Source organism: Sphaerisporangium aureirubrum (assembly GCF_042658925.1).
Lineage (GTDB): Bacteria > Actinomycetota > Actinomycetes > Streptosporangiales > Streptosporangiaceae > Sphaerisporangium > Sphaerisporangium aureirubrum.
Genome location: NZ_JBHSRF010000046.1, coordinates 1 through 24,157, shown reverse-complemented (window position 1 = coordinate 24,157; position 24,157 = coordinate 1). Strand labels below are relative to the sequence as shown.

At 72.6% G+C, this 24,157-nt stretch carries 20 protein-coding genes; 8 read left to right on the top strand and 12 right to left on the bottom strand.

Annotated features, from left to right (window positions below):
* Window positions 1-27: 27 nt before the first annotated feature.
* Both ACFP1K_RS25965 and ACFP1K_RS25960 read right to left on the bottom strand, forming a co-directional pair.
* Window positions 28-222, bottom strand: a complete 195-nt coding sequence (locus tag ACFP1K_RS25965) for a DUF3046 domain-containing protein (protein WP_380757894.1) — start codon at window positions 220-222, stop codon at window positions 28-30.
* Between the two features lie 63 nt (window positions 223-285).
* Entirely contained in the window at window positions 286-774 is a 489-nt protein-coding gene (locus ACFP1K_RS25960; protein ID WP_380757892.1) for a VOC family protein, read from the bottom strand.
* 194 nt (window positions 775-968) lie between these two features.
* Here ACFP1K_RS25960 and ACFP1K_RS25955 point away from each other — a divergent pair, with 194 nt between their 5' ends.
* Window positions 969-5,765 carry an ATP-dependent helicase gene (locus ACFP1K_RS25955; protein ID WP_380757890.1) on the top strand — a complete coding sequence of 1,599 codons (4,797 nt, stop codon included), beginning with the start codon at window positions 969-971 and terminating at the stop codon, window positions 5,763-5,765.
* A 376-nt stretch (window positions 5,766-6,141) separates the two neighbouring features.
* Here the strand turns inward: ACFP1K_RS25955 and ACFP1K_RS25950 are convergent, their stop codons facing one another.
* Window positions 6,142-6,795, bottom strand: a complete 654-nt coding sequence (locus tag ACFP1K_RS25950; protein ID WP_380757888.1) for a M15 family metallopeptidase — start codon at window positions 6,793-6,795, stop codon at window positions 6,142-6,144.
* A gap of 52 nt (window positions 6,796-6,847) precedes the next feature.
* The gene (locus ACFP1K_RS25945) at window positions 6,848-8,020 is read right to left on the bottom strand and encodes an ROK family transcriptional regulator (protein ID WP_380757886.1); all 1,173 of its coding nucleotides are present in this window, start codon (window positions 8,018-8,020) and stop codon (window positions 6,848-6,850) included.
* Window positions 8,021-8,227: 207 nt separating this feature from the next.
* Between ACFP1K_RS25945 and ACFP1K_RS25940 the strand changes: the two genes are divergently transcribed.
* The 4 genes from ACFP1K_RS25940 to ACFP1K_RS25925 are packed head-to-tail and all read left to right on the top strand — an operon-like array spanning window position 8,228 to window position 12,950.
* The gene (locus ACFP1K_RS25940) at window positions 8,228-9,562 is read left to right on the top strand and encodes a sugar ABC transporter substrate-binding protein (RefSeq protein ID WP_380757884.1); all 1,335 of its coding nucleotides are present in this window, start codon (window positions 8,228-8,230) and stop codon (window positions 9,560-9,562) included.
* A gap of 2 nt (window positions 9,563-9,564) precedes the next feature.
* On the top strand, window positions 9,565-10,581 hold the full coding sequence (locus ACFP1K_RS25935; RefSeq protein WP_380757883.1) for a carbohydrate ABC transporter permease: 1,017 nt from the start codon (window positions 9,565-9,567) through the stop codon (window positions 10,579-10,581).
* A complete protein-coding gene (locus ACFP1K_RS25930) occupies window positions 10,578-11,429 on the top strand; it encodes a carbohydrate ABC transporter permease (RefSeq protein WP_380757880.1) in 852 nt (283 codons plus the stop codon). The genes ACFP1K_RS25935 and ACFP1K_RS25930 overlap by 4 nt, the downstream gene beginning before the upstream one ends.
* Before the next feature lie 42 nt (window positions 11,430-11,471).
* Window positions 11,472-12,950, top strand: a complete 1,479-nt coding sequence (locus tag ACFP1K_RS25925; protein WP_380757878.1) for a glycoside hydrolase family 3 protein — start codon at window positions 11,472-11,474, stop codon at window positions 12,948-12,950.
* Window positions 12,951-13,119: 169 nt separating this feature from the next.
* Here the strand turns inward: ACFP1K_RS25925 and ACFP1K_RS25920 are convergent, their stop codons facing one another.
* Window positions 13,120-14,787 (bottom strand): PstS family phosphate ABC transporter substrate-binding protein, encoded by a 1,668-nt coding sequence (locus ACFP1K_RS25920; RefSeq protein ID WP_380757876.1) that lies wholly within the window; start codon window positions 14,785-14,787, stop codon window positions 13,120-13,122.
* Between the two features lie 144 nt (window positions 14,788-14,931).
* Entirely contained in the window at window positions 14,932-16,110 is a 1,179-nt protein-coding gene (locus tag ACFP1K_RS25915) for an ROK family transcriptional regulator (protein WP_380757875.1), read from the bottom strand.
* 164 nt (window positions 16,111-16,274) lie between these two features.
* Here ACFP1K_RS25915 and ACFP1K_RS25910 point away from each other — a divergent pair, with 164 nt between their 5' ends.
* The 3 genes from ACFP1K_RS25910 to ACFP1K_RS25900 are packed head-to-tail and all read left to right on the top strand — an operon-like array spanning window position 16,275 to window position 19,492.
* A complete protein-coding gene (locus ACFP1K_RS25910) occupies window positions 16,275-18,239 on the top strand; it encodes an endonuclease/exonuclease/phosphatase family protein (protein WP_380757873.1) in 1,965 nt (654 codons plus the stop codon).
* Between the two features lie 8 nt (window positions 18,240-18,247).
* Complete coding sequence (locus ACFP1K_RS25905; protein WP_380757871.1) at window positions 18,248-18,697, top strand: RrF2 family transcriptional regulator; 450 nt, start codon at window positions 18,248-18,250, stop codon at window positions 18,695-18,697.
* A gap of 6 nt (window positions 18,698-18,703) precedes the next feature.
* Window positions 18,704-19,492 carry an Fpg/Nei family DNA glycosylase gene (locus tag ACFP1K_RS25900; RefSeq protein WP_380757869.1) on the top strand — a complete coding sequence of 263 codons (789 nt, stop codon included), beginning with the start codon at window positions 18,704-18,706 and terminating at the stop codon, window positions 19,490-19,492.
* Window positions 19,493-19,759: 267 nt separating this feature from the next.
* Here the strand turns inward: ACFP1K_RS25900 and ACFP1K_RS25895 are convergent, their stop codons facing one another.
* The 6 genes from ACFP1K_RS25895 to ACFP1K_RS25870 form a co-directional block, all read right to left on the bottom strand.
* Window positions 19,760-20,125: a helix-turn-helix domain-containing protein gene (locus ACFP1K_RS25895; protein ID WP_380757867.1), complete on the bottom strand. Its 366-nt coding sequence runs from the start codon at window positions 20,123-20,125 to the stop codon at window positions 19,760-19,762.
* Between the two features lie 253 nt (window positions 20,126-20,378).
* Window positions 20,379-20,876, bottom strand: a complete 498-nt coding sequence (locus tag ACFP1K_RS25890; RefSeq protein ID WP_380757865.1) for a CinA family protein — start codon at window positions 20,874-20,876, stop codon at window positions 20,379-20,381.
* Window positions 20,873-21,478, bottom strand: coding sequence for a CDP-diacylglycerol--glycerol-3-phosphate 3-phosphatidyltransferase (gene pgsA / locus ACFP1K_RS25885; protein ID WP_380757863.1), 606 nt, complete (start codon window positions 21,476-21,478; stop codon window positions 20,873-20,875). Before pgsA ends, ACFP1K_RS25890 begins: the two co-directional genes overlap by 4 nt.
* On the bottom strand, window positions 21,475-22,881 hold the full coding sequence (rimO, locus tag ACFP1K_RS25880; protein WP_380757861.1) for a 30S ribosomal protein S12 methylthiotransferase RimO: 1,407 nt from the start codon (window positions 22,879-22,881) through the stop codon (window positions 21,475-21,477). The genes pgsA and rimO overlap by 4 nt, the downstream gene beginning before the upstream one ends.
* Before the next feature lie 120 nt (window positions 22,882-23,001).
* Window positions 23,002-23,748 (bottom strand): helix-turn-helix domain-containing protein, encoded by a 747-nt coding sequence (locus tag ACFP1K_RS25875; protein WP_380757859.1) that lies wholly within the window; start codon window positions 23,746-23,748, stop codon window positions 23,002-23,004.
* Window positions 23,749-23,847: 99 nt separating this feature from the next.
* A partial coding sequence (locus ACFP1K_RS25870) for a DNA translocase FtsK (protein WP_380757856.1) occupies window positions 23,848-24,157 on the bottom strand: 310 nt, incomplete at its 5' end.

The following is a 24,157-nucleotide window of genomic DNA, read 5'->3' as shown; positions in this document are numbered from 1 at the left end:
TGCCCGAGACGGGCCGGGGGCGCGGGCTCAGCGCAGCCGCGGGTCGACGTCGACCACGTCGCACACCGCGCGCCAGATGTTCTTGGCCGACTCCCCCTCGGCGAAGGCCTGCGTCACGGTACGGCCGCCGAGCTGGGCGATGACGTAGTCGCGCGCCCAGGACTCGGCGTACCGCTCACCGAAGTGGTGGTTCATCCGGTTCCAGAATTCAGTGAGGCGCATCCCACCAGTATGGTCGCGGTCCCCGGCTGACCGGACCCCGGCCGCACCGCGTGGGGCGCCCGCTCACATGACCTTGTTGCCGTACATCTCCCCGAGCGGGTCGGCGAGCAGCTCCAGCCGGGCGCCGTCCGGGTCGCGGAAGTAGATCGAGGCGTCGCTCTCGAGTTGGTACGGGATGCCCGCGTCGTCGAGCTTGCCGCGCAGCTTCTCCCACTTGGCGCGCTCGACCGAGATCGCGATGTGGTGCAGGCCGCCGAGGACCTCCTGGTACTCCGACAGGTCCAGCCCCGGCAGGTCGAAGAACGCCAGCAGGTTGCCGTTGCCGATGTCGAAGAAGAAATGGTTGGAACCCTTGTAGTCGCGGTTCTCGAAGATCTCGGTGAGCGGGAACTCCAGCAGATCCTGGTAGAACTCGATGGTCTGCTCGACGTCGGAGCAGATCAGTGCGAAGTGGTGCAGCCCGCGGGCGCTGCTTTCCGGGCGCCGGGCGTGGAGGTGCTGGTCCCGGATGCGCTCCCGGGCCGCATCGATCGCCGCGTAGTCGATGTCCATGCTCTCAGGTGACGTCCCCCGGGTCCTCGGTGTCAAGCCCGCCGGCGGCCACATCGGCGCCCCCGCGCCGAAAGGTTCCGGCAGGACGACGGCCGGACTCGCCCGTGGTGGGCGGCGAGGTCCCTGAGCGGCGGATCGGTCCGTCCGGGACGGGAGCGCCGGTTTCTGTCGGTGGCGGGTTGCATGATGAGACGGTGACCGTTTCGGTGTTCGACCATTTCACACCGGTGACCAGGCGATGGTTCACCGGGGCCTTCGCGGCGCCCACGGCGGCGCAGGAGGGCGCCTGGCGGTCCATCGCCCGGGGCGACAACACCCTGGTGGTGGCCCCCACCGGCTCGGGCAAGACCCTCGCCGCGTTCCTGTGGTCCCTCGACCGCCTGGCCGCCGCCCGCATGGCCGAGGGCACGCAGCCGGCGGGCCCCGGGCCGAAGGCCGGGAAGAGCGCCAAGAAGGAAAAGGACGGCGCGGGGCCGCGGCGGTGCCGGGTGGTGTACGTGTCGCCGCTGAAGGCGCTGGCGGTCGACGTCGAGCGCAACCTCCGGGCGCCCCTGGCGGGGATCGGGCAGGTGGCACGGGCCATGGGGCTGCCCGTCCCGGACATCTCGGTGGCGATCCGCTCGGGTGACACCGCCGCCGAGGACCGCCGCCGGTTCGCCGCCCACCCGGCCGACATCCTGATCACGACCCCGGAGTCGCTGTACCTCCTGCTGACCAGCAAGGCGCGCGACGCCCTGCGCGAGGTCGAGACCGTCATCGTCGACGAGGTCCACGCGGTCGCGGGCACCAAGCGCGGCGCCCACCTGGCGCTGACCCTTGAACGGCTGGACGCGCTGCTCCCGCAGCCGGCCCAGCGCATCGGCCTGTCGGCCACGGTCCGCCCGGTGAGCGAGATCGCGGCGTTCCTCGGCGGCTCCCGCCCGACGACCGTGGTGCAGCCGCCGTCCGACAAGGTCATCGAGGTCCAGGTGATCGTCCCGGTCGAGGACATGACCGAGCTGGACTCCCCCCGGGCCCTCCCCGGCCCCCACTCCCCCGGCGGCACCGGCCCCGAGGCGGACGGCGACGCGGACCCGTGGGCGATGCAGGAACCGCCGCGCCGGTCGATCTGGCCGCACGTCGAGGAGCACCTCCTCGCCCTGATCGGCTCCCACCGCTCGACCATCGTCTTCGCCAACTCCCGCCGCCTGGCCGAGCGCCTGTGCTCCCGCCTCAACGAACTGGCCTACGAGCGGTCCGCCGAGGGCCACGCCACCGGCGAGGACGGTCCCGGGCCGGGCGCGCGGCAGGCCCCCGCGGAGATCATGGCGCAGGCGGGGGCGACCAAGGGGGTCGTGCCCGAGATCGTCCGGGCGCACCACGGCTCGGTGTCCAAGGAGCAGCGGGCGAAGATCGAAGAGGCGCTCAAGTCGGGACAACTGCCCGCCGTGGTGGCGACGTCCAGCCTCGAGCTCGGCATCGACATGGGCGCGGTCGACCTCGTGGCCTGTGTGGAGGCGCCGCCGAGCGTCGCCAGCGGGCTCCAGCGCATCGGCCGGGCGGGCCATCAGGTCGGCGCGGTCTCCAAGGGCGTGATCTTCCCCAAATACCGGGGCGACCTCATCCAGACCGCCGTCGTATCCGAGCGCATGAAGTCCGGGCAGATCGAGGAGACCCGCTACCCCCGCAACCCGCTCGACGTGCTGGCCCAGCAGATCGTGGCGATGTGCGCGCTGGACGAGTGGACAGTGGACGAGCTGGAGACCCTGATCCACCGCGCCGCGCCGTACGCCACCCTGCCGCGCAGCGCCCTGGAGGCCACGCTCGACATGCTGGCCGGGCGCTACCCCAGTGACGAGTTCGCCGAGCTGCGCCCCCGGGTGGTGTGGGACCGGGTGACCGGCCGGGTCACCGGCCGCCCCGGCGCCCAGCGGCTGGCGGTGACCAACGCGGGCACCATCCCCGACCGCGGCATGTTCGGCGTCTTCCTGGTGGGCGGCGACACCCGGCGCGGCGGTCGCCGTGTCGGCGAGCTCGACGAGGAGATGGTGTACGAGTCCCGGGTGGGCGACGTCTTCGTGCTCGGCGCCACCTCCTGGCGCATCGAGGACATCACCGCCGACCGGGTGCTGGTCTCCCCCGCCCCCGGCATCCCGGGCAAGCTGCCGTTCTGGCACGGCGACACCGCCGGCCGACCGGCGGAGCTCGGCCGGGCCCTCGGCGCCTTCCTGCGCGACATGTCCGGCGGGGACGCCGCCCGGCTCACCGAGGCCGGGCTGGACGAGTTCGCCGCCGCCAACCTTCTGGCGTACCTCGCCGAGCAGCGCGAGGCGACCGGGTACGTGCCCGACGACCGCACCGTGGTGGTCGAGCGGTTCCACGACGAGCTCGGCGACTGGCGGGTGGTGATCCACACGCCGTACGGCGCGCGGGTGCACGCGCCGTGGGCGCTGGCCGTCGGGCGGCGGCTGCGCGAGCGGTACGGCGTGGACGTGCAGGCCCTTCACTCCGACGACGGCATCGTGCTGCGCATCCCCGACACGCTGGAGGGCGCGCCCACCGACCTAGCGGTGTTCGACGCCGACGAGCTCGAGCAGATCATCACCGAGGAGCTCGGCGGGTCGGCGCTGTTCGCGTCGCGGTTCCGCGAGTGCGCGGGCCGGGCGCTGCTGCTGCCGCGGCGCAACCCGGGCAGGCGCTCCCCGCTGTGGCAGCAGCGGCAGCGCGCCGCCGACCTGATGAAGGTCGCGAGCAGGTTCGGCTCGTTCCCCATCGTGCTGGAGACGATGCGCGAGTGCCTGCAGGACGTGTTCGACGTGCCCGGCCTGGTGTCGCTGATGCGCGACATCGCCGCGCGCCGGGTCCGGGTGGTCGAGGTGGAGACCGGGCAGGCGTCGCCGTTCGCGGCGTCGCTGTTGTTCTCCTACATCGGTGCGTTCATGTACGAGGGGGACGCGCCGCTGGCGGAGCGGCGCGCGCAGGCGCTGGCGCTGGACACCCACCTGCTGGCCGAGCTGCTCGGCCAGGCCGACATGCGCGAGCTGCTGGACCCCGACGTGGTGGCCGACACCGAGCGCGAGCTGGCGCGCCTGACCCGGCCGCTGCGCGACGCCGAGGACCTCGCCGATCTCCTGCGCACGCACGGCCCGCTCCATGCGGAGGACGTCGCGGTGCGGGACGGCGCCCCCGGGTGGCTGTCCGACCTGGAGGCGGCGCGGCGGGCCATCCGGATCCGGATGGCCGGGGTGGAGCAGTGGGCGGCGGTCGAGGACGCCGCCCGGCTGCGGGACGCGCTCGGCGTCCCCCTGCCCATGGGGATCCCGCACGCCTTCCTCGAACCGGTCGCCGACCCGCTCGGCGACCTGCTGGCCCGGCACGCCCGTACCCGGGGGCCGTTCGCCGCCGCCACGGCCGCCGCCCGGTTCGGGCTGGGGGTCGCGGTGGTGACCGACGGGCTGCGGCGGCTGGCGTCCGCCGGGCGGGTGGTCTCCGGGGAGTTCCGGCCGGGCGGCCGGGGCGAGGAGTGGTGCGACGCCGGGGTGCTGCGGTCGCTGCGCCGCCGGTCCCTGGCGCGGCTGCGCAAGGAGGTCGAGCCGGTGCCGCCCGAGGCCCTCGGGGCGTTCGCGCCGGCCTGGCACGGCATCACCGGCGGGCGGTCCGCCCGGGGCATGGACGCGCTGGTGCACGCCATCGAGCAGTTGCAGGGCGCGGCGGTCCCGGCGTCCGCGCTGGAGACGCTGGTGCTGCCCGGCCGGGTGCCGGGGTACGAGCCCGCGCTGCTGGACGAGCTGACCGCCTCGGGGGAGGTCGTCTGGGCCGGTCAGGGGTCGCTGCCCGGCGGGGACGGCTGGGTGGCGCTGTACTTCGCCGACACCGCGCCGCTGCTGCTGCCCCCGGCCGCCGAGATCACCATGACGCCGCTGCACGAGGAGGTCCTGACGGCGCTCGGTGGCGGCGGCGCCCTGTTCTTCCGCGACCTGTCGGCGCGGACCGGTTCCCAGGACGACGGGGCGCTGGTCACCGCGCTGTGGGACCTGGTGTGGTCGGGCCGGGTGTCCGGGGACACCCTGGCTCCCCTGCGCTCGGTGCTCGGCTCCGGCCGTCCGGCGCACCGCCCCCCGTCGTCCCGCCGCCGCCGGGCCGTGCTGCCCACCCGCGCCGGCCCGCCCACCGTCAGCGGCCGCTGGTGGCTGCTGCCCGGCTCGTCCTCCGACGTCACCCAGCGCGCCCACGCGCAGGCCGAGGTCCTGCTGGAGCGGCACGGCGTGCTGACCAGGGGCGCCATGGGCGCCGAGCGTCTCGCCGGCGGCTTCGGCACCGTCTACCCGGTGCTGCGCGCCTTCGAGGAGTCCGGCCGCTGCCGCCGCGGCTACTTCGTGGAGGGCCTGGGCGGCGCCCAGTTCGCCCTGTCCGGCGCCGTCGACCGCATGCGCGCCATCGCCGCCACCCTGCCCTCCCCCGAAACCGGCGGCCTCCCGCAGGCTCCCAGTGCCGGCGGGCTTCCGTCCGGGCCAACGGCCGGTGGGCACCTGCCGTCCTTCGGGCCCGACGGACGTGCGGCCTCCTTCGAGGCGGGTGGACGTGCCTTCCCGACCGGAAGGGACACGGGCTCCTTCGGGGTCGCCTCCCGTCCCGACACCCCCGAACGCCGCGCGGTGGTCCTGGCCGCCGCCGATCCCGCCAACCCGTACGGCGCCGCGTTGCCGTGGCCCGCCCATCCCGGGGAGGTGACCCACAAGCCGGGCCGGAAAGCCGGCGCCCTGGTCATCCTCGTCGACGGCCGTCTGATCCTTTACGTCGAGCGCGGTGGCCGCACCCTTCTGTCCTTCGCCGACGACCACCGCCTTCAGCCCGCCGTGGACGCCCTGGCCCTGTCCGTCCGCGACGGAGCCCTCGGCAAACTGACCGTCGAGAAGGCCGACGGCGAATCGATCACCACGTCTCCCCTGGCCGCCGCACTGGAATCCGCAGGCTTCCACCCCACTCCCCGCGGCCTACGACTGCGCGCCTGAACGAAGAGAGTGCCGCTCCACCCACGCCACGGGCCAGTGGGTCCGAGTGCCTCCGCCCGCACCACGGGTCAGTGGGGTCTGGGTGCCTCCGGCCGCACCACGGGCCGCTGGCGTCTGGGTGCCTCCGGCCGCACCACGGGCCGCTGGCGTCTGGGTGCCTCCGCCCGCACCACGGGCCGCTGGCGTCTGGGTGCCTCCGCCCGCACCACGGGTCAGTGGGGTCTGGGTGCCTCCGGCCGCATCACGGGCCGGTGGCGTCTGGGTGCCTCCGGCCGCATCACGGGCCGGTGGCGTCTGGGTGCCTCCGGCCGCACCACGGGCCGGTGGGTCCGGGTGTCTTCGGTCGCGCCACGGGCGGGGGTGGGGGCCAGTGGGATCAGACGGTTTGGAATGGGAGCGGGCCGTAGATGGCGGTGGGGGTGTTGGTGGTCATGGCCCAGTAGCGGTCGCCGTGGGACCAGTGCCACCACTCGGTGGGGTAGTTGACCAGGCCGGCCGATTCGAGGGCGGCGGTGAGGATCTTGCGGTGTTCGCGGGCGGCGGGGGTGATGTTCGTGGCGGCGGTGTAGCAGGCGCCGTCGCTCTGTTCGGGGGTGGCGTTGACCTCGGTGCCCATGTCCAGCTCGGTGCCGTCATCGGTGGTGAGGGTGAGGTCCACGGCGGCGCCGGCGGTGTGGGGGGCCACTTCGATCGGGGAGACGTAGCGGCTGGCGGCGGTGTGGAGGTCCCCGGGCGACATGCCGGGGTGGAGGCGGCGGAGCTCGTCCTTGTACTCCTCGAAGTACTTCAGCTGGAGCTCCGGCGGGCGGTAGCCCTCGACGACGCGGAGGCGGTAGCCGTACGGAAGGGCGAGCTGTGCCTCACCGAGGCGGGCGAGCAGTCCCGCGCGCAGATGGGCGTAGGCACCTGGCGGGTCGGCGAGCCGCCCGTCCACCGCGAGGACGCCCCGCACGTCGGCCAGTGGCTCGCCGCATTCCTCGACGGGGATCGAGGTCACGCGCGGGTCAGAGATCAGCACGACATTCCGCATGACCGGCAATTCTGGCACAAGCCCTGGTAAAGACGTTGCCGGCCCGGCCATGTCAGGCGTCGACGGTGCTGGAGAAGACCTCTTCCCGGGCTTGGGCGAGGGCGGCGGTCAGGGCGCCGTGCAGGACGGGGTCGCCGGGTACTTCGGTGACCGTCACACGGGGGCGGCTGGGGCAGATGCGGGACACGGCCTCCTCGACCCGGGTGGCCAGGGCGGCGCCGCCCGCGCGGCCCACGTCGCCGCTGAGGACGACCAGACGGGGATCCAGGACGACGGTGACGGCGGCGACGCCGATGGCCAGTCTCAGGGCGAGGGCGTCGAGGAACGGGGCGCAATCGCCGGTGACGGCGATGTGGACGATCTCGGCGGCGGTGGGCGCGACCGGGACGCCGTGCTCGCGGGCCAGGTCGATCACCGCGGCCAGGCCCACCAGGCGCTGGAACGAACCGGACTGCGGCTCGGTGACGTCCACCGGGAGCGGCTCGCCGGGCACCGGGAGCCAGCCGATCTCCCCGGCGCCGCCGGTGAAGCCCCGGTGCAGGCGGGAGCCGAGCATCACGCCTAGGCCCTGCCCGACGCCGGCCCAGACCAGCACGAAGTCGTCCACCCCGCGTGCCGCGCCCGAGGAGTGCTCGGCCAGGGCGGCGAGGTTCACGTCGTTCTCGATCATGACGGACGAGCCCAGTGCCGCGCGCAGGTCGGCGAGCACACCGGCGTGCCAGGCGGGCAGGTCGAACGAGAAGCGCACGTCGCCGGTCCGGGGGTCCACCACGCCGCGCGTCCCGATGACCAGGGCGCGCAGCTTGGACATGCTGATCCCGGCCTCGTCGCACACCCGTCGCACCGCGGCGTGCACCGCCTTGACGGGGTCCACCGACCCGCCCACGTCCACGCGGCGCTCCGCGACGACCGCGCCGGTGATGTCGGCCACCCCGGCGGTGACGCTGCCGGGCAGCACCTCGAGACCGGCGACGTAGGCGCTGGACGGGACCACCGCGTACAGCGCGGCGTTGGGGCCGCGCCCGCCGGGCCGTTCGCCGGAGATGGCCACCAGCCCGCGTTCCTCCAGCCGGGCCAGCAGCTGGCCGGAGGTCACCTTGGAGAGCCCGGTGTGCTCGCCCAGCTCGGCCCGGGTGAGCGGCCCGATGGAGAGCAGCAGCTCCAGGGCCGCTCGGTCGTTCAGCCGGCGCAGCAGCCGGGGGGTTCCGGGATGTCCCTGGGGCATAGGACTGGCCCTCTCGTCACGATCCGCTAACGGGCGTTTTTTTTAAGAAAGTTTCTTGTTAGTTTAGCGGCAGTCGCCTCGCAGGCAAGGGATCAGGGCCTCGGGGTGCCGCAGCGCAGAGCGCGAGGATGGCGTTTCGCCTGGTCGCACCCAGTGCGCCCGGGTGAGCGCGAGCCCGACGCGAAGCCGGGAAGGGAGAACCCAGACGTGAAGATCGCGAAGATCACCGCCGTGGCGGCCACCACCGCCGCACTCGCCCTGGCCGTCGCCTCGTGCGGGAGCGGCGGTTCAGCGGAGCCGGCCCAGCCGACGGCCTCGGCCGCCGCCTCAGGGCCGAAGTTCGCAGGCCAGACCCTGACGGTCTGGCGACTAGGCGCACCGAACGACGTGCAGGACAAGTACATGCAGGACGTCAACGCCGCCTTCAAGCAGCAGACCGGCGCCGACGTCACCGTGCAGTGGATCCCCTGGCCGGACGCGCAGAAGAAGTGGACCGCCGCGCTGGCCGGCGGCGAGGGCCCCGACGTCACCGAGTTCGGCAACGACCAGGTCGCCGCCTGGGTGGCGCAGGACGCGCTCACCGACATCACCGACCTGGTCAAGTCCACCCCGGACTTCCAGCAGATCCCGCAGAACCTGTGGGGCTACGAGACGATCGACGGCAAGGTCTACGCCGCGCCGTGGGGCGGCGGCACCCGCGCCGTGCTGTACCGCAAGGACTGGTTCGACGACCTCGGCATCACGGCCCCCAAGACCTGGGACGAGCTGGTCGCCGCGGCCAAGAAGGTCGTCGCGGAGAAGGGCAAGGACGTCGACGGCTTCGCCTTCAACGGCGGCTCGGACGCCAACATGTCCCTCTCGCCGTTCGTCTGGTCGGCCGGCGGCGACTTCGCGGCCTTCGAGGGCGGCAAGTGGGTCGGCAAGCTGACCGAACCCGGCTTCAAGGAAGGCTTCCAGTTCTACACCGACCTGGTCGCCAAGGACGCCGTGTCCGGCAAGGGCCGCCTGTCGCAGAACTCGGTGGACATCAGCCAGCGCTTCGCCGCGGGCAAGGTCGGCATGTACGTGACCGGCGGCTGGGACATCGCCACCATCAAGGAGCAGAGCAAGGGCAAGGTCGGCGACGACCAGATGGCCTTCTTCTCCCTGCCCAGCAAGGACGGCAGCGGCCCGGCCCCGGCGTTCCAGGGCGGCAACGACATCGCCATCTGGAAGGACGCCAAGAACCCCGAGCTGGCCGCCGAGTACCTCAAGCTCGCCGCCGGCAAGGAGTACGGCACCCGGTACGCCAAGGAGGGCGGCCTGCTGCCGCTGTACCCGGACGCGCTCGCCGAGTTCGCCAGTGACCCGGTGCAGGCGCCGTTCGCCGAGACCTTCAAGGTCGCCAAGGGCTTCCCGGCCGACCCCAACTGGGCCGAGGCCAACGACACCAAGGCCGTGCTGCAGAACGCGGCCCGCGCCGTCATCGAGGGCAAGAAGGACGCCGACACCGCCCTCGCCGACGCCAACAAGGAACTCGAAGCCATCCTGAACCAGCAGTGACGATGGCTCAGACGTCCACGATCGCCCGGGGCGGGGACACTTCCCCCGCCCCGGCGCGGCACCGGTCCGGCCGGTCGCCGCGCCGGTCAGGCGTCCTGCCGCCCCGGGCGATCCCCTACGTGCTGCTGCTGCCTGGCCTGCTGGTCATCGCGGCGCTGCTGATCTACCCGCTGTACCAGATGGCCGACATGTCCTTCCACAAGGTGGGGCTGCGGCAGATCCGGCCCAACCCCCAGCCCGCCGATTTCGTGGGCGTGGACAACTACACGCAGCTCTTCGGCATGGACCTGTTCTGGACCTCGCTGCGCAACACGGTGGTGTTCGCGGCGGTCACGGTGGCGCTGACGCTGTTCACCGGAACCCTGGTCGGGCTGCTGCTCCACCGTCTCGGCAAGAAGATGTCGACCTTCCTCGTCATCGGCATCATGGCCGCCTGGGCGACCCCGCCGACCGCCTCGGCCATCATCTGGAAGTGGCTGTTCGACTCCGACGCGGGCGTGGTCAACTGGGCACTCAACCTGCTGCCGGACTGGTTGTCCTCCCTGCTGCTCGGCCGCGCCGACTGGTCGGGGCATCCCTGGCTGAACGACGCGTTCACCATCTACCTGGTGCTGGTCGTGGCGGTGGTCTGGGCGTCCTTCCCGTTCGTCGCGGTGTCGGTGCTGGCGGGCCTGAAGAGCATCCCGAGCGAGTTGTACGAGGCGGCCAGGGTCGACGGGTCGACGCCGCTCAAGACGTTCACGGGGATCACCTTCCCGCTGCTGAAGCCGGTGTTCTCCGTGCTGCTGGTGTTGTCCATCATCTGGGACTTCAAGGTGTTCACCCAGCTGTACGTGCTGGCGGGCGGCACCACCAACCGTGACGCCTTCAATCTTTCGCTGTGGGCGTACACCGAGGCGTTCAGCGCGCCGCCCAAGATGGGCATCGGCGCGGCCATCGCGGTGCTGCTCACCGCGATCATGCTCGTGATCACCGCCGTGTACGTCAGGCAGATCGTCAGGACGGAGGATGTGCGATGAATCCGCGGACGGCCAAGCGCCTGCGGGCGTTCGGGCTGAACGGCGTCGCGGTCGCGGTGTTCCTGATCGCGGTGTTCCCCGTGTACTGGATGGTCGCCACCGCGTTCAAGCCCAACGACGAGATCTTCACCACGCGGTTCATCCCGTTCCCGCTGTCGCCGACGTTCGACCACGTGGCCCGGGTGCTCACCCGGGGCGTCGCCGGGCACTCGATCTGGCAGTACCTGTTGAACAGCGCGATCGTGGCGGTCGGCACCGTGCTGGTCGGCTCGCTGTTCGCGCTGCTGGCGGCGACCGCGGTGGCGCGGTTCAGGTTCAGGTTCCGCACGTCGTTCCTGATCATGCTGATCATCGTGCAGATGGTGCCCGGCGAGGCGCTGCTCATCCCGCTGTTCCTGATGGTGCGGCGGCTCGGCCTGTACGACAACCTGATCGGCCTGATCGTGGTCAACGTGGGCTTCACCCTGCCGTTCGCGATCTGGATGTTGCGCACGTTCGTGGCGGCGGTGCCCAAGGAACTCGAGGAGGCGGCCGCGATCGACGGCGCCGGCAGGTTCGTCACCTTCTGGAGGGTAGTGTTTCCCCTGGTGGCGCCGGGTCTGGTCGCGACAAGCATCTTCTCGTTCATCACCGCGTGGAACGAACTGGTCTTCGCGCTGACCCTGATCAACGACCAGGGCAAGTACACGATGCCGGTGGCGCTGCAGTTCTTCACCAGCCAGAGGTCCACGGACTGGGGCGGCATCATGGCCGCCTCCACGCTCATGACCATCCCGGTCATCGCGTTCTTCCTGCTGGTGCAGCGGCGCATGGTGTCCGGCCTGGTCGCGGGTGCCGTGAAGGGCTGACGCCTTCCCGCTTCTCTTCTAGTCAAGGAGTCGAGTACAGCCATGTCTGAGTTCTCCGCAACGTCCGCCGGCGGGCCCGCCACGGACGGGGACGACCCGGGGCTGCGCCGTCTGGCCGCCGGCACGCTGCTCGCGGCCTTCCCCGGCACCACCGCGCCCGACTGGATCCTGCGCGACCTGGAGAACGGCCTCGGCGGGGTGACGCTCTTCGGCTTCAACGTCGCCTCGGCCGAGCAGCTCGCGGCGCTCACCGGGCGGCTGCGGTCGGCCGGCGACCCGGTGATCTCGCTGGACGAGGAGGGCGGGGACGTCACCCGGCTGGCGTACCACGTCGGCAGCCCCTACCCGGGGAACGCGGCGCTCGGCGCGGTGGACGACGTGGAGCTGACCCGGGGGGTGTACCGGTCGATCGGGAACGACCTGCTGCGCTGCGGGGTCAACCTGGACATGGCGCCGGACGCGGACGTCAACACCGCCGAGGACAACCCGGTGATCGGGACCCGGTCGTTCGGGGCCGATCCGTCGCTGGTGGCCCGGCACACCGTGGCCGCCGTGACGGGGCTGCAGGAGACCGGGGTGGCGGCGTGCGTCAAGCACTTCCCCGGGCACGGGGCCACGCGGCAGGACTCGCACCTGGAGATCCCTACCGTGGACGTGTCGCGGGAGGTGCTGTGGGAGCGGGAGCTGGTGCCGTTCCGCGCGGCCATCGAGGCGGGGACCCGGTCGATCATGACGGCGCACGTCCGGGTGCCGGTGCTGACCGGCACGGCGCCCGCCACGCTGTCGGCCGCCGCGCTGACCGAGCTCCTCAGGGGTGAGCTCGGGTACGACGGCGTGGTGGTGTCCGACGCGCTGGACATGCACGCGATCAGCCGGAGCGTGGGGCTGGGCGGCGGGGCCGTGCTGTCCTTGGCGGCCGGGTCCGACCTGCTGTGCCTCGGGCCGCTGCCGACGTTCGAGGAGATCCGCGAGATCGAGTCGGCGATCGTGGCGGCGGTGCGCGAGGGACGGCTGGCGGTGTCGCGCCTGGAGGAGGCGGCCGACCGGGTGGCGCGGCTGCGGACGTGGTTCGGCACCGCCCGTCGGGAGCCTCGTGACGGTGGGGTGATCGGCCTGACGGCCGCCCGCCGCGCCGTCCAGCTCTCCGGCACGGCTTCCCCGCTGGTCGACCCGTACGTGGTCGAGATCGACACTCCCCCGACCATGGCCGTCGGCGAGGTCCCCTGGGGCTTCGCCCCCTGGCTCCCTGAGGCCGAGATCACCCGTGTCAAGCCCGACGAGGCCGACCCCGCGCTGCTCCTGGCCCACGCCCGCGGCCGTTCCCTGGTCATCGTGGTCAAGGACGCCCACCGCCACCACGAGAGCCAGTCCGTGGTCTCCACCCTCCTGTCCGCCCGCCCCGACGCCATCGTGGTGGAGATGGGCCTCCCCATCTGGCGCCCCTCGGCCGCTACCTACATCGCCACCTACGGCGCCGCCCGCGCCAACGCCCAGGCCGCCGCCGAACTCCTCACCGCCTGAACGAACCCGGCCGGCCGCCATACGGCGGCGCCGACTTCGCCGACCCACGACCCGCCGTCCCCGGCGCCGATAAGGCCCCACGCAGCGAGGGCCGTGAGCCCCGCGCCCGCGCCACGGGCGCGGGCAGGGGGGTGGGGTGGTGTGTGGCGATCAGGGGCGGGGGCCGCTGTCAGCGGAGGGTGCAGAGTTGGAGGGGGGAGTCGGGGGTGGTGCAGGGGCGGAAGCCGGATTCGGTCAGGTGGGAGCGGGATTGGGGGTGGTGGAGGGTGAAGTTCAGGAAGGTGGCGGTCAGGGTGCCGGGGGTGGGGTCGGATTTGGTGTACAGGTATTCGACGGTCCAGAAGGGGTAGCCGGAGTCGACGGCGGTGGAGGTGTCGAAGGCCCGGCCGTCCAGGGTCAGGGCGGTCACCTGGTTGGCTCGGCGGGCCTCGATCAGAGATTGGGCGTCGGAGTAGCCGATGGCGCCGGGGACTTCGGTGATCTTGCGGACTATCTCGGAGTTCTGGTCGCGTTGGCAGCGGATGACGGGGGCGTCGGGGGCGCGGTCCTTTTCCAGGCACAGGTCGGAGGAGAGGGGGCCCTCGGGGGTGCCCAGGACCTGTTGCTCGAAGAGCTTGCGGGTGCCTGAGTCCTCGCCGCGGCCGACGATCCGGATGGGGAGGGATCGGGCGGAGGCGCCGGGGACCTGGTTCCAGTCGGTCCAGGTGCCGTCGTAGATCTTGCGGAGGTCGGCCACGCTCAAGGTGGTCAGGCCCACGCCGCTGTTCACCACCACGTAGAAGACCACGATCGCGATCTTCTGGTGGTAGAGGCGGTCGTGGAACTGGCTGGTGCCGTCCGAGAAGGCGATCAACTCCTCGCCGGGCGTGGACTCCACGACCCCGCGCACCCCGTCGAGCGACCCGTTGGCCTCCACGGTGATCCGGGCGCCGTCCCCGCACGCCTTGACGTACTCGTCGCGGATCGCCTCGACCGCCGGCAGGAACACCGTCGACCCCTCGATCCGCAGGGTCCCGGCGGCGCAGGCCACCGAGCCGTCCGGCGGGTCGGAGACCAGGCTGAGCAGCAGCACGACGGTGAGCAGGCCGGCCAGCGCGCCGCTGACCCGTGGCAGCGTGATCCGGCGCCGCAGCCTCTCGTCCTTGATGAGCCCGGTGTCCCGCAGCTTCCCGGCATGCTCGACGACCTTGGTGACGTCGTCCCCGGAGGAGCCGTTCCCGGCCTCGCGCAGCACCACGACCAGCTTGGCCTTCTGACCGGGCCGCAGCGTGAGCCCGTCGATGCGCACCCCGTGCCAGTGCGGCTCGGCGACCTCCTGCCCGCTCGGTGCGCCGAGCCAGCGGGTCATCCGCTCCGACAGCCGCTGCCGCACCGTCAGCAGGTTGTCGCGCGGCGGCGGGTTCTCCTCGGTGGAGAAGAACCGCAGGCTTTCCCGCAGCCGGGCCCGCAGCTCGGGGGTGCTCGCGTCCGACACCCGGGCGTTCCACACCACGCGCCCGCCGAAGGTGAACGACAGCGGCCGGTCGAAGTCCTCGGGCCCGATGTCGTAGCTGCCGCTGTTGCGGATCCGGATGACGACCATGCTCATCCGGTCGAGCAGCCGCATCACCTGGCGCAGCTGCGGCGGCCCGGACCGGGCGGGCTCGGCGCCGTCGTGCAGCGTCTCGGGACCGAGGCCGATCTTCGAGTTGTACAGCACGCGGAACCCGAGGCGCTTGCGCCGTACGAGCAGCCGGTCGAAGTACGGGGTGGCGATCAGCAGGGCGATCGAGAACAGCACCGGGCCGGCGCCACCGAGGAAGTTCACCAGCCTCGCCAGCCACTCCAGTACGGCCACCGATGCCACCCCCTCGCGACTGTTTCGATTCTCACGGCCGCGCGGCGACCGGCCGCGGCGAGGGCGATCAGTTCATTGGGAATTCAACCCGTGGACACCATTCGTCCGGAATGTAGGTCCGAAATGTCATCGAAGGGGAAGCGGTCAGGACGCGAAGATCTCCTCGCGCGCCTGGTCCAGCGCGGCCAGCACGGCCCCGCGCAACACCGGACGCCCCCGCACCCGGCTCACCACGACCTCGGGCCGGATCGGGCAGATGCGGGCGACCGCCTCCTCGACCCTGCCGGTCAGCTCGTCCCCGCCGGCCCGGCCCACCTCGCCGTTCAGCACGACCAGGGTGGGGTCCAGCACCACGCACACCGACGCGACGCCGAGCGCGAGGCGGTGCGCCAGCTCGTCCAGGAACGCCGCCCCCGACGGCCCGCTCTTCACCGCGGCCCGCACGGCGTCGGCGGCCGAGCCGCCCGCGAAGCCGTACGGCTCGGCGAACTCGGCCACCGCCTCGGCGCTGATCAGCGACTGAAGGCCCCCGGCCAGCGACGGCAGGCGCCCCGGCACGGCACGCACGTCCCCGGCGGTCGGCACGCCGGGCACCGGGAGGTACCCGATCTCCCCCGCGCTGCCGGACCGCCCGCGGTGCAGCCGCCCGCCGAGCACGACGGCGAGGCCGACGCCCCGCTCGACCCACAGCAGCACGAAGTCGTCCACGCCCTTGGCCGCGCCCTCGGAACGCTCCGCGATGGCGGCGAGGTTCACGTCGTTCTCGATGGTCACCGGCCGCCGCAGGTCGCGGGCGAGCGCCTCGTGGCTGCCCTCGTGCCACCCCGGCAGGTCGAAGGAGAACCGCACGTCCCCGGTGCGCGGGTCGACCACGCCGGGCGTGCCGATCACGATGCCCTTGAGCCGGGACAGGCCGACCTTGGCCGAGCGGCAGGCCTTGACGACCGCGTTGTGCACCATCGCGACAGGGTCGTCGTGCCCGTCGGGCGAGACGGTCACCTCGGCCACGACCTCGCCGTTGATGTCGGCGATGGCGGTGGTGACCGACTCGGGGCCGACGTCCAGCCCCGCGACGTAGGCGGAGGAGGGGATGACGCCGTACAGGGCGGCGTTCGGCCCGCGGTTGCCCGCCTGCTCGCCGACCACCTCGACCAGGCCGCGCTCCTCCAGCCGGGACAGCGTCTGGGACGCGGTGACCTTGGACAGGCCGGTCAGATCCCCGATCTGACCACGGGTCAGCGGACCCGAGGAGAGCAGCAGCTCCAGCGCGGCCCGGTCGTTGATCTCCCGCAGCAACCTGGGCACGCCAGGACGTCGCTCCATCGCATGCCTTCTTGTCGTCGATCCCCCGTTCACCGGCGAGCGGCGCACACCGCTCATCGGTAAACCTTCCTGGGAGTTTAGCGGCATCACCTGCGGCGTCGGCGCTCTTGCCTTCTCCCCCAGCAGACCCGAGGATCACTCATGTCCCCGCCTGAGGAGTGGTCATGGGTGAGCCCGACACCGCAGCTCTGGAACGAGCCCGAGGTATCCGTCTTCCAGTGGATCTGCCCGGTTTGATCACCCCGCGACGGGCGGCGGTGCTCACCATCGCGCTCGGCGTGGTGCTGTTCACCGATGTGCTCGGCGTCTTCCTGCCGTCGCTGATCACGCTCTTCGGCCAGGCCGGCGCCACTCCCCCCGAGCAGATGGGGCTGTTCGCGGCCGTCTGGTTCGTACTGCCGTTCGCCGCGATCCCGGCGGCCCGCCTGCTCGGCCCCCGCGCGGTGCTGCTGGGCGGGGCGGCCCTGCTGGCCGCCGGCCGCCTGGTGCTCCAGGCGCAGGGGGGCGGCGACGCTCAGCTGTACCCCGCGAGCGTGGGGGTCACCGCGGCCCTGGTCTTCCTGTACGGCTGCGCGCGGACGGTCTCGCGCCGCGCCGTGCCGAGCGGGCTCGCGGGGGGCCTTGCCGCGTCCGCGGTGATCCATCTGGCGCTGGACCAGATGGACCTGACCTGGCGGGACGGCCCGCTGCCCTGGGTCGTCGCCGCCCTCGCGGTCGCCGCCCTCCTGTGGTGCGCGTGGCGCGTCCCGGCCACCGGGGACCTCGCCCCCGCCGGGGTGTGGGGGATCTTCGGCCCGGTCCTGGCCCTGCACGGGATGCTGCTCGCCACGCTGGGCCTGGCGGACCGCCCGGGGGCGGCGCAGGCGGGCCCGTGGCAGGTGGCGGCGGTGGCTGCCGCGCTGGTCGCGGCGCAGTTCCTGCTGGCGTCCTGCGCGGCCCGGCCACCCCGCCCGGCCTGGGCCATGGCCGTCCTGCTGCCGGTGGCCTGCGGGGCGCTGCTGCCGCTCGCGTCCCCGCTGATCGCTCTGCTCGCCGCGCCCGCGCTCGGGACCTGCGTCGGGACGGCCGGGCTGCCCCGGCCCGGGGACCGGAGCCGGGGCGGGGTCGCGCTGCTCGGCGGGATGCTGGTGTTCCTGGTGGCGGTCTTCCTCTACTACGCGGCCTACGACGTGAGCCTCGGTTTCCCCAACGCGGTGGTGCCCGCCGTACTCGGCGCGCTGGTGGGCCTCGTGGCGTTGCGCGCGTCCAGGCGGGGCTCCCCCGGCACCGCCGTACGGCCCCGGCCGTACCGCCTCGCCGCCGCCGGGGTCGCGGTGGCTGTGGCGGTGGCCGCGCTCACCTGGCGGCCGCTGCCCTCCGTACGGCCGGTGGCCGGGCCGGAGTTCACGCTGATCGCCTACAACATCCGGATGGGGTTCGGGCTCTCCGGAACCCTGGACCTGGACCGGATCGCCGCCTGGGCGCGAGCCGAGCGGCCGGACGTGGTGCTGATGTCCGAGGTGGACCGGGGGTGGCTGCTCAACGGCGGCCACGACGACCTGGCCAGGATCGCCAAGGGACTCGGCATGAGGTACCACTTCGCCCCCGCCGCCGACGGCCTGTGGGGCGACGCGCTGCTCACCAACCTGCCGGTGCGGCAGATCACCTCCCACCCCCTCGGCCGGTACGACTACCCGACCGGCGCGCAGGCCCAGGCGGCCGTCGTCGAGGTCGGCGGCCGGGAGGTCGGCATCGTCAACACCCACCTGCAGGCCACGGCCGGTCAGGCCCCCGAGGTCGCCGCCATCGCGCGGGACCTGGCCGGGGGCGCCACCACCGCGACGGCGGGCACGGGCTCCGGCGGCACGGGCGGGGCGGTGACGCGGCCGGTGCTGCTGGCCGGGGATCTCAACGTCACCAAGGACGATCCGGAGATGCGGGTCCTTGCGGCCGCCGGGCTCACCGACCCCCTGATCGCGCTCGGCGATCCGCCGACATCCCCCGCCGACGCCCCGGTCAAGCGCATCGACCACGTGCTGCTCGGCGCGGGTCTTTCCGCCGTTTCCGCCCGGGTTTCACGGGTGCCGTACTCCGACCATCTGCCGGTCGTGGTGCGGCTGCGGCTGAGCGACCTGCCACAGGCGGGATAATCAGCTACATGCGACTTTCCGCCCGCGTCGACTACGCGCTGCGCGCCGCCGCCGAACTGGCCGCCGCCGGCAGCGGTCCCACCACGGTGGGCGAGCTCGCCAAGGAGCAGGAACTCCCCCCGAAGTACCTGGAGAACATCCTTCTCCAGATGCGGCGGGCGGGCCTGGTCCGCGGCCAGCGCGGCCCCGAGGGCGGCTACGTCCTGGCCAGGCCCGCGGCTCAGATCACTTTGGCCGACGTCATCCGCGCCGTGGACGGGCCGCTGGCCAACGTCCGCGGCGAGCGTCCCGAGCACGTCGGCTACCGGGGCGCCGCCCGCTCCCTGCAGGAGGTATGGATCGCGCTGCGCGCCAGCGAGCGCATGATCCTGGAAGAGGTCACCCTGGAGCAGATCGCCACGGGCAAGCTGCCGGCCCGGGTGATGGAGCTCGCGGCCGATCCCGCCGCCTGGGACTGACCCGCGATGCCGGAGGGCGACGCCGTCCACCGGACCGCGGCCAGGCTGCGCGCCGCCCTGGACGGACGGGTGCTGGCCCGCAGCGACTTCCGGGTGCCCCGATACGCCACGGCCGACCTGTCGGGACGCGCGGTGCTGACCACCGAGGCACGCGGCAAGCACCTGCTCACGAGGGTGGAAGGCGGCCTGACCGTGCACACCCACCTGCGCATGGACGGCAGCTGGCGGGTACAGGCGGCGGGCACCCCGGTGCGCCGGGGCGACGCCGTGCGGCTGATCCTGGTGAACGACCTGCGGCAGGCGGTCGGCGTCAAGCTCGGCATGGTGGACCTGGTGCCCACCGGCCAGGAGGACCGCCTGGTGGGCCACCTCGGGCCCGACCTGCTGGACCCGGCGTGGGACGCGGAGCACGCGGCACGGGCCGCGGCCAACATCGCGCGCCACCCCGGGACGACGATCGGCGAGGCGCTGCTGGACCAGCGCAACGTGGCGGGCATCGGCACCATCTGGCGGGCCGAGACCCTGTTCCTGGCTGGCGTGTCCCCGCACCGCCCCGCCGGAGAGGTCGCCGACCTTGCGAAGATGATGGACCTGGCCCACCGCCTGCTCGACGCCGCCAAGGACCAGCCCGGCGGCCCGGTCACGACGGGCGACCCGCGCCCGGGACGCCGGCTGTGGGCGTACGCCCGCGGCGGCCGCCCGTGCCTGCGCTGCGGCGGCCGCATGATCGCCGGAGAACTCGGTGATCGCTCATACGAACGGCCGATCTTCTACTGCCCCACGTGCCAGACCTGAGCGTGCCCGAAGGGGACGCGCGCCTGAACGGGATGTATGCAGTACAGCATGCCGGACCGGCTGGGGGTCAGGTGCCGCGTACCGGATCTGGGCGGCTTTGTGGGGTTCCCGCCGGGACCGGGCGGGTTCGGGTGATGTCCCGTGGCCCGCGGTTAAGAGGAATCCGGGTGACCTGTGCGGGACATGGCTTATAGAGGGCGTGGCGGCCGGTGGCCGTCGCGGACGGCGAGGGTCCGGCGCGCCTGGGACCGGTTGGGCCGGCGCTGCCTAGGCGGCGACCATGTCCTTGACCTCGGGGAAACCATCGAACTCTGGACCCGAGATCGTGCTGGGCACGGTCTCGGACATGGGCAGACGCTCGTGCTCGGGAGCATCCGCCAGCACGGGTGCGTGCTGGAGCTCGGCCAGCGCGAACTGGTCCGAGACCTCGCGGAGCACCTGAGACAGCGGCACACCTAGAGCGCCGCAGATCGACGCCAGCAGCTCCGAGGAGGCTTCCTTCTGGCCACGCTCCACCTCGGACAAATAGCCAAGGGAGACACGTGCCACGGTGGAGACCTCTCGCAGGGTGCGTGCCTGCCGCACCCTCAGCCGCCGCAGGACGTCACCGAGCAGCTGACGCAGCAGGACCATCTGTCGCTCCCTCCCGGGCGCAGGCGTTTTCACGACGCTCCGCGCGGTCGGTTCGTATCGCCCATTCTTCGACTGCCCTTCGTGCATGCTCCTCGCCGTCATCCTGGGTTCGCTCGGCCCCGTCGCCGGGCGTACACCGGACCTGCTCCTCACCGATGGGTCACGAACCTCGCTCACAGCTCCACCGTACCTTCAACGGCCAGCAGGGCGGCAGACCGTGCTGAGCATGTTCGCTGGTGACGTAACGCGGTAATCATCCGGTATGTTCCCCCACGGTGGTATCCAGCACACCTCTCAGAAGATCCAAACTCTCTCTGACGGTGTTTTCGCGGATCTGTTCCCGGGAACCGGCCAGCGACACATCACGGTGCCATAAGCCCGACTCCGGGCCGCTCAGCGCGATATGCACGGTGCCGACGGGTTTCCCATCCTGCTCGTCCGGCCCGGCCACGCCGGTCACCGCGAGCCCGTACGTGGCGCCGGTGACCGCGCGGACGCCGCGCGCCATGGCCGCCGCCACCTCGGGGTGCACGGCACCCTCCCGGTCGAGTAGATCTTCGGGCACGCCCAGCAACGCGGCCTTCAGATCCGTGGCGTAGGCGATAACCCCGCCCCGGAACGCCGCCGACGCCCCCACCGCCGTGGTCAGCGTGGCGCCGAGCAGCCCGCCCGTCAGGGACTCCGCGACCGCCACGGTGGCCCCGCGGCGCACCAGGGCGGCCAGCACACCGGCCGCCGCGGCGGTGCTCATCCGCCGCGTGCCTTCCGCGCGACGCCGCGTAGCCGCACCGCCCGGGTGACGTAGTCGGCGCCCGTGGCCACGGTCACGACCAACGCGGCGCCCATCGCGACCCACCGGATCGGATCGGGCACGCCGGGAAGGATGTACAGCGCGATGGCGAGGATCTGCAGGACAGTCTTGATCTTGCCGCCGTAGCTCGCCGGAATGACGCCGTGCCGGATCACCGCGATGCGCAGCACCGTGACGCCGACCTCCCGGCCGAGGATCACGATGGTGACCCACCATGGCAGCTCGCCCAGGAGGGACAGCGTGACCAGGGCCGCGCCGATCAGCGCCTTGTCCGCGATCGGGTCGGCGATCTTGCCGAAGTCGGTCACCAGGCCGTACCGCCGGGCGAGCCACCCGTCGAGCTGGTCGGTGAGCGAGGCGAGCAGGAAGATCACCAGCGAGGCGTACCGCCACGCCTGGCCGTCCAGGAACATGCCGGCGACGAACACCGGGACCACCAGCAGCCGGAGCACGGTGAGGACGTTGGCGACGTTCCACGGGCTGACGCTGCGGGCCGCGGCCGGCGTGACGCGCTCGACGCCGGCCTCTGAGGGGTTCGTCATGGGCCGGCCTTGATGCGGGCGATGAGGTCGACGCCCTCGGCGTCGACGACCATGGCGCGCACGATCTGGCCGGGCACCAGCCCGATGCCCTGGACGGTCACCGAGCCGTCCACCTCGGGCCCCTGGTGGGCCGCACGGCCCTCGTAGCCGCCGTCGCCGAGGTCCTCCTCCACCAGCACCTCGATCTCGGTGCCTATGCGCTCCTCGGCGCGCTGAGCGGTGAGCTCCTCGGCGAGCTCGCTGAGCGCCGCCACCCGCTCGCCGATCACGTCCTGGTCGAGCTTGCCGCCGAGGCCGGCGGCCTCGGTGCCCTCTTCGTCGCTGTACCCGAACACGCCGATCACGTCCAGGCGCGCCTGGTCGAGGAAGCCCACCAGCTCGGCGAACTCGGCCTCGGTCTCGCCGGGGAACCCCGCGATGAAGTTGGACCGCACGCCCGCCTCTGGCGCCAGGGCCCGGACGCTCTCCAGGAGGTCCAGGAACCGGGCGGGGTCCCCGAAGCGGCGCATGCGGCGCAGCACCGGGCCGCTGGCGTGCTGGAACGACAGGTCGAAGTACGGCGCGACGCCCTCGGTGCCGGCGATGACCTCGAGCAGGCCGGGCCGCAGCTCGGCGGGCTGGAGGTAGCTGACCCGGACGCGCTCGACGCCGTCCACGGCGGCCAGCGCGGGCAGCAGCTTCTCCAGCGCGCGAAGGTCGCCGAGGTCCTTGCCGTAGGAGGTGGAGTTCTCGCTGACGAGGACGAGCTCCTTGACGCCCCGGGCGGCCAGCCACTCGGCCTCGGCCAGCAGTTCCTCGGGGAGCCGGGAGACGTACGCGCCGCGGAACGCCGGGATGGCGCAGAAGCTGCACCGCCGGTCGCACCCGGAGGCGAGCTTCAGCGACGCCACCGGGCCGCCGGAGAGCCGCTTGCGCAGCGTCCGGGGGCCGCTGGCGGGCGCGAGGCCCGCGGGCAGCTCCCCGTGCCCGGGGACGTGCGCGGCGCGCTGGGTGCGGGCCACGGGCGTGATGGGCAGCAGCGTGCGCCGGTCCCGCGGGGTGTGCGGCGTCAGCGACCGACCGGCGACGACGTCGTCCAGCCGGCCGCCGATGTCGGTGTAGTCGTCGAACGAGATGACCGCGGCCGCCTCGGGCAGCGCGTCGGCCAGCTCCTTGCCGTAGCGCTCGGCCATGCAGCCGGCGGCGACGACCTTGGCGCCGGAGTCGGCCGCGGCGAGCAGCGTGTCGATGGAGTCCTTCTTCGCCGAGTCGATGAAGCCGCAGGTGTTGACGACGACGACATCGGGGTGGTCGTCGTCGAGCCGCCACCCGGCGGCCTCCAGGCGCGCGGCCAACTCCTCGGAGTCGACCTCGTTGCGCGCGCAGCCCAGTGTGATCAGCGATGCGGTTCGGCGGGAAGACATGATGGCTCTACGGTATCGGCAGTCAGCCCCCGCACGGCGCACTCCCCCCGTTCTCGCGCCGGTATCCCTGACCGCCACCGATGCCCATCCGGCATGACTCGCCCCCGCCGTCACCCTGGGTCACCGCGAGCGCGGCGGCTCCGGGCCGAACGACCGGGTGACCAGCTCGCCTGACTTGCCCGGCACGCCGAGACGCTTGCCGTTGACCTTCAGGTCGACCCCGCCGGCGTTACCGATGGTGATCTGCATGCGTTTGCGGGTCTTCCAGGTGGAGGTGACGCCGGCGGGCAGGGTGCCGCGGAACATCTGTTTGCCCTTGCTGTCGCTGATCTCCAGCCACGAGGGCTTGGTGGCCTTCACCTGGAGCGTCACCATGTCGCTCACCGGCTTGGCGGCGGCCTTGGACGCGGCGGGCGGCCGGGCGGAGGCGGTGGCCTTGGGGGTGGCGGCGGGCTTGACGCCGTCCACGGTGGCGACCGGGGTGCCGGATCCGCTCATGACGCGGGTCACGCCGAACACCGCGACGATGGCGAGGGCGATGGCCATCGCGGTCGACCAGTTCGGGCTGCGGCGCTCGCGGAGCTTGATGCGGGTCTCGGCCTGGAAGACGGCGGCGGCCCGCACCGGGCGTGGCGCGCCGCCGTGCTCCTCGTCGAACTGGTGGACGATCGCGTCGGGGTCGAGCCCGAGCGTCCTCGCGATGTTGCGGACGTGCCCCCGGGAGTAGAAGTCGCCGCCGCACATCGAGAAGTCGTCCCGCTCGATGGCGTAGATCACCGTCTCCCTGATCCGCGTACGACCGGCCAGCTGCGCGACCGTCATGCCCGCCGCGTTGCGCGCAGCGGCCAGCGTCACCCCGATGCTCATGCGTCCCCCTCGCCGGGCGCCCGCGTTTCCCGCCCATATTCCGACGATGCGTAGTCATTCATATTCAACCAGTTATCGCGCGGGGGGAGTGCGGAGGGGTCACCCTCCCCGCAAGTCGGTGAGCAGGCCGGGTAGTTCGTCCGGTTTGACCATCACTTCGCGGGCCTTGGAGCCTTCGCTCGGCCCCACCACGTTCCTGCTCTCCAGAAGGTCCATCAGGCGGCCTGCCTTGGCGAACCCGACGCGCAGCTTGCGCTGGAGCATGGAGGTGGACCCGAACTGCGTGGTGACGATCAGCTCGGCCGCCTGCATCAGCAGGTCGAGGTCGTCGCCGATCTCCTCGTCGATCTCCTTCTTGGCGGTCGCCACGGCGGCCACGTCGTCGCGGTACTCGGCCTGCATCTGCGTC